The following is a 10,045-nucleotide window of genomic DNA, read 5'->3' on the forward strand; positions in this document are numbered from 1 at the left end:
GACGACGTCCCGCCCGTGCCTGGGCGGGCAGGTCGACCCTGCGACACTTCGGGCGTGACCTCCGACCTCCGACGCGACGTCGTCGTCCTCGGCTCGACCGGGTCGATCGGCACCCAGGCCCTCGACCTGGTGCGCGCGAACCCCGACCGCTTCCGGGTGGTCGGCCTCACCGCCGGCGGATCGAACCCCGAGCTCTTCGAGCGGCAGGTCGCCGAGCTGCGACCGGCGTACGCCGGCCTGGGCGAGGAGGCCTCGGTGGAGGCCGCGGCGATGGAGGCCGACGTCGTGCTCAACGGCATCACCGGCGCCGTCGGCCTGCGGCCCACCCTGGCCGCGCTGGACGCCGGCACCACCTTGGCGCTGGCGAACAAGGAGTCCCTCGTCATGGGCGGTCCGCTCGTGCTCGAGCGCGCCCGGCCGGGGCAGATCGTCCCGGTCGACTCCGAGCACAGCGCGCTGGCGCAGTGCTTGCGCGGCGGCTCGCCCGACGAGGTGCGGCGCCTGGTGCTCACCGCGAGCGGCGGCCCGTTCCGCGGCCGCACCCGAGCCGAGCTCGCCGGCGTGACGCCCGAGCAGGCGATGGCGCACCCGACGTGGGACATGGGCCCGGTCATCACCATCAACTCCGCGACCCTGGTCAACAAGGGCCTGGAGGTGATCGAGGCGCACCTGCTCTTCGGCATCCCCTACGACCGGATCGAGGTGGTGGTGCACCCCACGAGCGTCGTCCACTCGATGGTCGAGTTCGTCGACGGCTCGACCCTGGTGCAGGCCAGCCCACCGACCATGCTCATCCCGATCGCCCTCGGCCTGGCCTGGCCGGACCGGGTGCCGGACGCCGCCCCGCCGGTCGACTGGACCCGGCCCGAGACGTGGGAGTTCCACCCCCTCGACGACGAGGCGTTCCCCGCGGTGGCCACCGCCCGCGCGGCCGGCGAGCGCGGCGGAACCGCACCGGCCGTCTACAACGCCGCGAACGAGGTCTGCGTCGACGCCTTCCGCCGTGGCCTTCTCGCCTTCACCGACATCGTGCCCACGGTTCAGGCGGTTCTCAGCGAGCACGGCGTACCCTCGGGGGAGCACCTCACCGTCGACGACGTCCTCGCCGCCGATGCCTGGGCACGCACCCGGGCGGACGCGCTCGTGACGTCGTGATCCGGCCCCGGATCGAACCCTGATCGGACGCGCATGACCGCCCTGCTCTACCTGCTCGGAGTGGTGATCTTCGTGGTCGCCATCCTGGCCTCGATCGGCCTGCACGAGCTCGGCCACATGATCCCCGCCAAGAAGTTCGGCGGGAAGGTCACCCAGTACATGATCGGCTTCGGCCCGACGGTCTGGTCCAAGCAGGTCGGCGAGACCGAGTACGGCCTCAAGGCGATCCCGCTGGGCGGCTACGTGAAGATCGTCGGGATGCTGCCGCCCGGCGCCAGCGCGGCCGCAGACGAGGTCACCGTCGACGAGCACGGCAACCAGGTCACGCGGGTGCGCAAGTCGAACACCGGCATGTTCACCCAGCTCATCAGCGACGCCCGCGCGGCCGAGTGGGAGCTGGTCGGCCCCGACGACGGCGACCGGCTGTTCTACAAGATGCCGTCGTGGAAGAAGGTCGTCGTGATGGCCGGCGGGCCGACGGTCAACATCCTCATCGCCTTCTTCCTCTTCTGGCTGGTCTTCTCCACCTACGGGCAGAAGTCGCTCGAGGTCCAGCCAGGTGCCCCGGTCGTCGACAGCGTCTCGGAGTGCGTCATCGCCTACGAGGACGAGGGCCGCGAGTGCACGCCGGACGACCCAGCGGCCCCCGCCGCAGAGGCCGGCCTGCGTCCCGGCGACACCATCACGTCGTTCAACGGCACCGAGGTCACCGGGTGGGACCAGCTGCGCGAGCTGATCCGGGGCAACGCCGACGGGGACGCCGTGATCGGCTACCTCCGCGACGGGGAGCAGCGCACCGGCACCACGAGCACCACCGTCGAGGCGCGCCCGGCCTCGGAGACCGACACCACGCTCCGCGAGGTGGGGTTCCTAGGTGTGACGCCGGTGACCGAGGTCGTCACCGAGACCGGTGGTCCGCTCTACACGCTGGACCAGATGGGGACGATGACGGTCGACACCGTCCAGGCGCTCGCCACCCTGCCGGCTAAGGTGTGGGACGTCGGGCAGGCCATCGTCGGGCTCGAGGAGCGGGACCCGAACGGGCCGGTCAGCATCGTCGGCGGCGGCCGCCTGGCGGGAGAGACCACCGCGCACGAGCAGATTCCCACCGCCGACAAGGGCGCCTTCCTCCTGACGCTCATCGCCGGCTTCAACTTCTTCATCGGCGTCTTCAACTTCGTGCCACTGCTGCCGCTCGACGGCGGCCACATCGCCAGCGCGATGTGGGAGGCACTGCGCCGTGGGTTCGCGCGTCTCCGCGGCGGCCCCGACCCCGGATACGTCGACGCCGCCAAGCTGCTGCCCGTGGCGTACGTCGTGGCGTCGGCCATGCTGGTGATGGGCGTCGTGCTCATCATCGGTGACCTGGTCGTGCCGCTGCGCCTCACCTCCTGAACCGCGGGCCGTAGGCTGGAGGCATGACCGCCATCAGCCTCGGCATGCCTGCGGCGCCGCCGCCGGTGCTCGCGCCGCGCCGCCCGACCCGCCAGATCCAGGTCGGCAAGGTGGGGGTCGGCAGCGAGCACCCCATCTCGGTGCAGTCGATGACCACGACGCTGACCGCCGACGTCAACGCGACCCTGCAGCAGATCGCCGAGCTGACCGCCTCGGGCTGCGACATCGTGCGCGTCGCGTGCCCCAGCCAGGACGACGCCGAGGCGCTGCCGGCGATCGCGCGGAAGAGCCAGATCCCGGTCATCGCCGACATCCACTTCCAGCCCAAGTACGTCTTCGCGGCGATCGAGGCGGGTTGTGCTGCGGTCCGGGTCAACCCCGGCAACATCCGCAAGTTCGACGACCAGGTCAAGGAGATCGCCCGCGCCGCGCAGGACCACGGCACCTCCATCCGCATCGGCGTCAACGCCGGCTCGCTGGACAAGCGGCTGCTGGAGAAGTACGGCAAGGCGACGCCCGAGGCGCTGGTGGAGTCGGCGAAGTGGGAGGCGAGCCTCTTCGAGGAGCACGGCTTCCGCGACTTCAAGATCTCGGTCAAGCACAACGACCCGGTCATCATGGTCCGCGCCTACGAGCTGCTCGCCGCCGAGGGCGACTGGCCGCTCCACCTCGGCGTCACCGAGGCGGGCCCGGCCTTCCAGGGCACGATCAAGTCCGCGACCGCCTTCGGCGCGCTGCTCAGCCAGGGCATCGGAGACACGATCCGAGTCTCGCTCTCCGCGCCGCCGGTCGAGGAGGTCAAGGTCGGCCTGCAGATCCTGGAGTCGCTCAACCTGCGGCCCCGCCGGCTGGAGATCGTCTCCTGCCCCTCGTGCGGGCGCGCCCAGGTCGACGTCTACAAGCTCGCCGACGAGGTGACCGCCGGGCTCGAGGGCATGGAGGTGCCGCTCCGCGTCGCCGTCATGGGCTGCGTGGTCAACGGGCCGGGGGAGGCCCGCGAAGCCGACCTCGGTGTCGCCTCCGGCAACGGCAAGGGCCAGATCTTCGTCAAGGGCGAGGTGATCAAGACGGTGCCGGAGTCGCAGATCGTGGAGACCCTCATCGAGGAGGCCATGCGCATCGCCGAGGGCATGGAGTCGGTCGACGGGTCCGCCGCCGAGGTCACCGTCCGCTGAGCCGCTGCCCGCTCCGCCCACGCTCCCGTAGGCTGCCGTCGTGCTGACGACGCGCCACGGCGTACGCCCCCTCCGGGCCGCCGACCTCGACGCGTTCCTCGCGCTGACCGCGCTCGACCCCGTCGTCAACGTCTTCGCGGAGTACCGCGCCCGCACCACCAACCTCGAGCCGCGCTGGCTCGGCGGCGAGATGTGGGGTCGCTACGAGGGAGGCCAGCTCGTGGCGGCCTGCCACCTGGGCGCGAACCTGGTGCCGGTCAACGCCACGGTCGAGGACGCGCGGGCCTTCGCCGAGCGTGCGGCGGGCCGGCACCGGACGATCTCCACGATCGTCGGTCTGCAGGAGGCGGTCAGGACGCTGTGGGACGGCGTCGCGGCCGGCTGGGGAACGCCGCGTGAGATCCGGTGGGACCAGCCGCACCTCGAGCTGAGCGAGACCCCGTCGGTCGACCCGGATCCCGAGGTCCGACGGACCACGAGGGCCGACATGGACGAGCTCTACCCGGCCTGCGTGGCGATGTACACCGAGGAGGTCGGCGTCTCGCCGGAGGCCGGCGGGGGAGCGGACCTCTACCGGGCACGCGTGACCCAGCTGATGAACCGCGGCTGGTCCTTCGCCCGGTTCGACGGCGGACGGCTCGTGTTCAAGGCCGAGGTGGCCTGCGCCTCCCCGCACGCCGCCCAGATCCAGGGCGTCTGGGTCGCGCCGGACCGCCGGGGCGAGGGCTTCGCCGAGCGGGGCATGGCCGCCGTCGTGGAGCTGGTCCGCGCCGAGATCGCGCCGGTCGTCTCGCTCTACGTCAACGAGTGGAACACCCCCGCCCGCCGCGCCTACGAGCGGGTCGGGTTCCGGGAGACCGCGCGGTTCTCGACCGTCATGTTCTGAGGCCCCGGCGCCCGCCGTACCCTTGCGCGCATGACCGCCCGGATCCTGCGCATGTCGAGCCTCTTCGTCCGCACGCTGCGCGACGACCCGGCGGATGCCGAGGTCCCCAGCCACCGGTTGCTGGTGCGCGCCGGCTACATCCGCCGCGCGGCCCCGGGCATCTACACCTGGCTGCCGCTCGGGCTGCGGGTGCTGCGCCGGATCGAGGACATCATCCGCGAGGAGATGGATGCGATCGGCGCGCAGGAGGTCAGCTTCCCCGCGCTGCTGCCGCGGGAGCCCTACGAGTCGACGAACCGCTGGACGGAGTACGGCGACGGGCTCTTCCGCCTGCAGGACCGCAAGGGCGCCGACTACCTGCTCGGGCCGACCCACGAGGAGATGTTCACGCTCCTGGTCAAGGACCTGTACTCCTCCTACAAGGACCTGCCGCTCGCGCTCTACCAGATCCAGACCAAGTACCGCGACGAGGCGCGGCCCCGCGCCGGCCTGCTCCGCGGCCGCGAGTTCACCATGAAGGACTCCTACTCCTTCGACGTGGACGACGCCGGCCTGGAGGAGAGCTACCAGCGCCACCGCGACGCCTACGTGCGCATCTTCGACAAGCTCGGGTTCGAGTACGCCATCGTGAAGGCGACCTCGGGTGCCATGGGGGGCTCGAAGTCCGAGGAGTTCCTCGCCAAGGCGGCGGTGGGGGAGGACACCTACGTCCGCTGCACCAGCTGCGACTACGCCGCCAACGTCGAGGCGGTCCAGGTCCGCCCGCCGGCGCCCGTGCCGTACGGCGACGCCCCGGCCGCGCACGCGGAGCAGACGCCCGGGACGCCGACGATCGAGACCCTCGTCGACCACCTCAACGCGGCGTTCCCCCGCGACGACCGCCCGTGGCACGCCGGTGACACGCTGAAGAACGTGCTCGTGGTGCTCCGGCACCCCGACGGCACGCGGGAGCCGCTCGCGATCGGCCTGCCCGGCGACCGCGAGGTCGACCAGAAGCGCCTGGAGGGCCAGCTCGAGCCGATCGAGGTCGAGCCGATGGACGAGGCGGAGCTGCGCAAGCACCCCGCGCTCGTCAAGGGCTACATCGGCCCGGCGGCCCTGGGCGAGGAGAGCGCCTCGGGCATCCGCTACCTCGTCGACCCCCGCGTCGCCGAGGGCACCCGGTGGGTCACCGGCGCGAACGTGGACGGCAGCCACGTGCTGGACCTCGTCGCCGGCCGCGACTTCACGCCCGACGGGACGATCGAGGCGGCCGAGGTCCGCGACGGCGACCCCTGCCCGAGCTGCGACGGCGGCTCCCTGGAGAGCGCGCGGGGCATCGAGATGGGCCACATCTTCCAGCTCGGCCGCAAGTACGCCGACGCGCTCGGCCTGCAGGTGCTCGACGAGAACGGCAAGCTGGTCACCGTCACGATGGGCTCCTACGGGATCGGGCCGTCGCGCGCGGTCGCCGCGATCGCCGAGGGCACCCTCGACGAGCAGGGCCTGTGCTGGCCCCGCCACGTGGCGCCGGCCGACGTCCACCTGGTCGCCACCGGCAAGGACGAGGCCGTCTTCGCCGCCGCCGACCGGATCGCGCACGAGCTGGCGAAGCAGGGCATCGAGGTGCTCTACGACGACCGGCCCGGCAAGGTCAGCCCCGGCGTGAAGTTCAAGGACGCCGAGCTGATCGGTGTGCCGACCATCGTCGTCGTCGGCAAGGGGCTCGCCGACGGGGTCGTCGAGGTCAAGGACCGCCGCTCCGGCGAGCGCGAGCAGGTCGCCGCCGACCACGTCGTCGACCACCTGGTGCGGCTGGTCCGCGCCTGAGGCACCCGCGGGCTGCAACTTCTTGCAGTGCACAGAGGTGAGGGTCCGTGGGCCTCGCGTCGGGCCCGACCGTGCGGCAGAGTCAGGTCTCGAGGGAGCACACGTCCGGTCCCCCACCGTGGACAGCTCCCTCGCGACCCAGTGTCCGGGTCATTCAGTGATCCGCGTGCTCGCCCACTCCGGGGAACATCTCGGGAGTTCCCCGGAAGGCGAGCTCGCGGACCGCTGTGCGCGTGAGCACCGCCACCGCCCACCGGCGCAGCGGGCCGCTCGTGTGCGCCACCAGCGCGGCGTACGCCGCCGCCGAGCCCTGCTCCAGGGCGAGGGCGTGCCGCTCGATCGCCCGCGCGGTCGCGACGTCGGTCGGCAGCGCGTACGCCGGCTCCGCGGCGACGGGCTCGACGCCACGGTCGCGGAGCTCCCGCGCGAGACGGTCGCGCTGGGCCCGGTGCTGCACGTAGGACTCCTCGAGCGCCGCGTGCAGCAGCGGCGTCGCCGACTCCGAGGTCTGGGCGCCCAGCAGGCCGACCAGGTGGAGGGCGGCGTGCTCGGCGGCCAGCGTCTCCTGCAGCGCGACGACGGAGCCCGCGGCGCTCATCGCGTGGCCTCCAGGTGCTGCGCGACGCCGGCCGACATCGATCCGAGGAGCTGCGCGAGCCGGCCGGCCTCGGCGTCGACCGCGAGGTCGGCCAGTCGGCGTTGGTGCTGGCGCTCACGCCTGCGGACCCGGGCCAGCGCGGCCGGCACCCTGGCCGGGACGTCCTCGGCAGCCTCCGTCGGTGGCGCGGTGGCCTCGAGAGCCCCTGCGTGCGCGGCGTGCAGTCGCTCGAGGTCGCCGAGGGCCGGGCGGAGCCGGGGGTGGCGCCGCCGGGTCGCGGCCACCAGCTGCCACGTGGCGAGGACCTCCGCGCCGGCGGCGGCGACCACCGACTGGTCCGCGTCGGCCGGCGCCGCTGCCTCCGAGCCGCCGCTCGGGGAGCCGGGCAGCGCGCCGCGCACGTCGCAGGCGGTCACCGCGGCCGTGCCGGCGAGCACCCCGAGGGCCAGCGCCGTGCGCCGGGAGGGGGAGGGGCGAGCGGGCACGTCGCGACCCTAACGTCCGCGGCGCTGGGCGTTATGGTGTCCGGACGCGAGCGAGCAGCGCGGCCGCCCGTCGGGCCGGCCGCGACAACAGAACAGGGAGGTCACCCGCCGGTGAGCACAGGCAAGCAGGACGCCGTCCGGGCGCGCGTCGAGGACGAGCTGCGGGGCCCCCTGCAGGCGCTCGGCCTCGACCTCGAGGCGGTGGAGATCACCCCGGCCGGCAACCGCAGGGTGCTGCGGGTGGCCGTCGACAAGGACGGCGGAGTCACCCTCGACGACGTCGCCGACGCCACGCGTGAGGTCAACGGCGTGCTCGACGCCTCCGACGTGATGGGCGAGCAGCCGTACACGCTCGAGGTCACCTCCCGAGGCGTCGACCGGCCGCTGACCCTGCCCCGGCACTGGCGGCGCAACACCGACCGGCTCGTCAAGGTGACGACCACCGACGGCGCGACGGTCACCGGCCGGGTCCTGGCCGCCGACGAGGACGGCGCGACCCTGGACGTCAGCGGGCGCGAGCGGCGCGTCGCCTACGCCGAGGTGGCCAAGGCGCTGGTGCAGGTGGAGTTCAACCGCAAGCCGACCACCGGGGCCGCCGACGACCTCGACGACCTCGACGACGCGGACGACCTCGACGAGGCCGACGAGCAGCACGACGAGCAGCACGAGGAGGAGTCCTGATGGACATCGACCTGAGCATCCTGCGGATGCTGGAGCGGGAGAAGGAGATCTCCTTCGACGTGCTCGTCGAGGCGATCGAGCAGGCGCTGCTCACGGCGTACCACAAGACCCCGGGCGCCCAGCAGCGTGCGCGGGTGGAGCTGGACCGCAAGAGCGGCCACGTGACGGTCCTCGCCACCGAGGTGGACGACGAGGGCAACGAGGTCGGGGAGTACGACGACACCCCGCAGGGCTTCGGCCGGATCGCGGCGACGACCGCGAAGCAGATCATGCTGCAGCGGCTGCGCGACGCCGAGGACGACATCAAGTTCGGTGAGTTCTCCGGCAAGGAGGGCGACATCCTCTCCGGCATCATCCAGCAGGGGCGCAACCCCGACGACGTCATGGTCGACCTCGGTCGCCTGGAGGCGTTGCTGCCGGTCAGCGAGCGGGTGCCCGGCGAGGACTACTCGCACGGCACCCGGATCAAGTGCCTGGTGGTCTCGGTGCGCAAGGGGATGCGCGGCCCCCAGATCACCCTCTCCCGCTCCCACCCGAACCTGGTCAAGAAGCTCTTCGCGCTGGAGGTGCCGGAGATCGCCGACGGCACGGTGGAGATCGCGGCGATCGCCCGGGAGGCCGGGCACCGCACCAAGATCGCGGTGCGCAGCGACGTCCCGGGCGTGAACCCGAAGGGCGCCTGCATCGGCCCCATGGGCCAGCGGGTGCGCAACGTGATGGCCGAGCTGCACGGCGAGAAGATCGACATCGTCGACTGGTCGGACGACCCCGCCGAGCTGGTCGCGCACGCGCTGTCGCCGGCCCGGGTCACGTCAGTGGAGGTCGTCGACGCAGCGGCCCGCTCGGCGCGCGTGGTGGTCCCCGACTTCCAGCTCTCCCTCGCCATCGGCAAGGAGGGGCAGAACGCCCGCCTGGCGGCCCGGCTCACCGGGTGGCGCATCGACATCCGCAGCGACGAGGCATCCACCGCCGACTGAGCGGAACCGGCCCGGGCTGCTCTCCCGGAGCGCCGAGAGAAAGCCCGGTTCGGTGAAGAGGCGACGACCCGGTACTGTGGTCGGCAGTGGCTCGATCACCGAAGTCCTCCGCGCGTCCGGACGACACCGACCTCTCGGGGCCGGTGCGGACCTGCGTCGGGTGCCGGCAGCGGGCCGCCAAGCGCGAGTTGTTGCGGGTGACCGCCGGCTCGGACGTCGACGGCCAGCCGGCCGTGGTGCCCGATCCGTCTGCCACCGCTCCCGGACGCGGTGCGCACCTGCACCCGACCCAGGAGTGCTTCGACCTCGCGGTGCGCCGCAAGGCGTTCGGCCGGGCCCTCAGGATGAGCGGCTCGCCCGGGCCCAGCAGCGCACCGGTGGCCGAGCACCTCGCTCGCGCGACGTCCAGCCGTGAAGGAACGACCAGAAACTGGAGCAGCAGCTCATGAGCACTCGATGAGTACCTCGCAATGAGTTTGCACAACCACCAACGGTCCTAGGACACCCGAGCGCGGGTCTGGGGCCAGAAGGAGAAACGTGGCCAAGACCCGAGTTCACGAGCTCGCCAAGCAGTACGGCGTCGAGAGCAAGTTCGTTCTCGAGAAGCTCAAGGAGATGGGGGAGTTCGTCAAGTCGGCGAGCTCCACGGTGGAGCCCCCCGTCGAGATGCGCTTCAAGAAGGAGTTCGGCGAGCAGCTCAAGGCTGCCGGCGCCTCCGCCCCCGCCGAGACGCCCGCCGCACCGGCGGCGCCGAAGGCACCCAAGCCCGGTCCGGCGGCTCCCCCCGCCCCCGCGGCTCCGGCAGCCGAGCAGCCCGCTCCCGCGGCTCCGGCAGCCCCGTCGCAACCTGCCGCGGCAGCGCCGTCCGAGGCCGCCCCGAGCAG

11 protein-coding genes are annotated in these 10,045 nt (G+C 72.5%); 9 read left to right on the forward strand and 2 right to left on the reverse strand.

Annotated elements, in window-relative coordinates; all coding sequences use genetic code 11:
- Positions 1-54 precede the first annotated feature (54 nt).
- From ACSMHG_RS10940 to ACSMHG_RS10960, 5 genes are read left to right on the forward strand one after another with little or no spacing between them, the layout of a single operon-like run.
- Entirely contained in the window at positions 55-1,155 is a 1,101-nt protein-coding gene (locus ACSMHG_RS10940) for a 1-deoxy-D-xylulose-5-phosphate reductoisomerase (RefSeq protein ID WP_435744740.1), read from the forward strand.
- Between the two features lie 33 nt (positions 1,156-1,188).
- A complete protein-coding gene (locus ACSMHG_RS10945; protein ID WP_435744742.1) occupies positions 1,189-2,550 on the forward strand; it encodes a M50 family metallopeptidase in 1,362 nt (453 codons plus the stop codon).
- 23 nt (positions 2,551-2,573) lie between these two features.
- Positions 2,574-3,725: a flavodoxin-dependent (E)-4-hydroxy-3-methylbut-2-enyl-diphosphate synthase gene (gene ispG / locus ACSMHG_RS10950; RefSeq protein ID WP_435744745.1), complete on the forward strand. Its 1,152-nt coding sequence runs from the start codon at positions 2,574-2,576 to the stop codon at positions 3,723-3,725.
- Between the two features lie 40 nt (positions 3,726-3,765).
- Entirely contained in the window at positions 3,766-4,611 is an 846-nt protein-coding gene (locus ACSMHG_RS10955; protein ID WP_435744747.1) for a GNAT family N-acetyltransferase, read from the forward strand.
- A 30-nt stretch (positions 4,612-4,641) separates the two neighbouring features.
- Positions 4,642-6,420 (forward strand): proline--tRNA ligase, encoded by a 1,779-nt coding sequence (locus ACSMHG_RS10960; RefSeq protein WP_435744749.1) that lies wholly within the window; start codon positions 4,642-4,644, stop codon positions 6,418-6,420.
- 154 nt (positions 6,421-6,574) lie between these two features.
- On the opposite strand, the gene ACSMHG_RS10965 is transcribed toward ACSMHG_RS10960, so the two are convergent.
- Together ACSMHG_RS10965 and ACSMHG_RS10970 are read right to left on the reverse strand one after the other, a co-directional pair.
- Entirely contained in the window at positions 6,575-7,018 is a 444-nt protein-coding gene (locus ACSMHG_RS10965; protein WP_435744751.1) for a DUF4439 domain-containing protein, read from the reverse strand.
- Positions 7,015-7,503, reverse strand: coding sequence for a hypothetical protein (locus ACSMHG_RS10970; RefSeq protein WP_435744754.1), 489 nt, complete (start codon positions 7,501-7,503; stop codon positions 7,015-7,017). Before ACSMHG_RS10970 ends, ACSMHG_RS10965 begins: the two co-directional genes overlap by 4 nt.
- A 111-nt stretch (positions 7,504-7,614) precedes the next feature.
- On the opposite strand from ACSMHG_RS10970, the gene rimP reads away from it, so the two are divergent.
- The 4 genes from rimP to ACSMHG_RS10990 all read left to right on the forward strand — a co-directional run.
- Positions 7,615-8,184: a ribosome maturation factor RimP gene (gene rimP, locus ACSMHG_RS10975; protein ID WP_435744756.1), complete on the forward strand. Its 570-nt coding sequence runs from the start codon at positions 7,615-7,617 to the stop codon at positions 8,182-8,184.
- Positions 8,184-9,161 carry a transcription termination factor NusA gene (nusA, locus tag ACSMHG_RS10980; RefSeq protein WP_435744758.1) on the forward strand — a complete coding sequence of 326 codons (978 nt, stop codon included), beginning with the start codon at positions 8,184-8,186 and terminating at the stop codon, positions 9,159-9,161. The genes rimP and nusA overlap by 1 nt, the downstream gene beginning before the upstream one ends.
- Positions 9,162-9,247: 86 nt before the next feature.
- Entirely contained in the window at positions 9,248-9,610 is a 363-nt protein-coding gene (locus ACSMHG_RS10985; protein WP_435744760.1) for a YlxR family protein, read from the forward strand.
- 88 nt (positions 9,611-9,698) lie between these two features.
- The coding region (locus tag ACSMHG_RS10990; protein ID WP_435744763.1) for a translation initiation factor IF-2 N-terminal domain-containing protein at positions 9,699-10,045 on the forward strand (347 nt) is incomplete at its 3' end.

Source organism: Nocardioides ureilyticus (assembly GCF_051280745.1).
In the GTDB taxonomy this organism is placed as follows: domain Bacteria; phylum Actinomycetota; class Actinomycetes; order Propionibacteriales; family Nocardioidaceae; genus Nocardioides.

What these genes read in the sequence shown, in the direction of transcription:
- ispG (WP_435744745.1), top strand. Translation starts at nt 2,574, where the DNA reads ATGACCGCCATCAGCCTCGGCATGCCTGCGGCGCCGCCGCCGGTGCTC.
- ACSMHG_RS10965 (WP_435744751.1), bottom strand. Translation starts at nt 7,018, where the DNA reads ATGAGCGCCGCGGGCTCCGTCGTCGCGCTGCAGGAGACGCTGGCCGCC.
- ACSMHG_RS10945 (WP_435744742.1), top strand. Translation starts at nt 1,189, where the DNA reads ATGACCGCCCTGCTCTACCTGCTCGGAGTGGTGATCTTCGTGGTCGCC.
- nusA (WP_435744758.1), top strand. Translation starts at nt 8,184, where the DNA reads ATGGACATCGACCTGAGCATCCTGCGGATGCTGGAGCGGGAGAAGGAG.
- ACSMHG_RS10960 (WP_435744749.1), top strand. Translation starts at nt 4,642, where the DNA reads ATGACCGCCCGGATCCTGCGCATGTCGAGCCTCTTCGTCCGCACGCTG.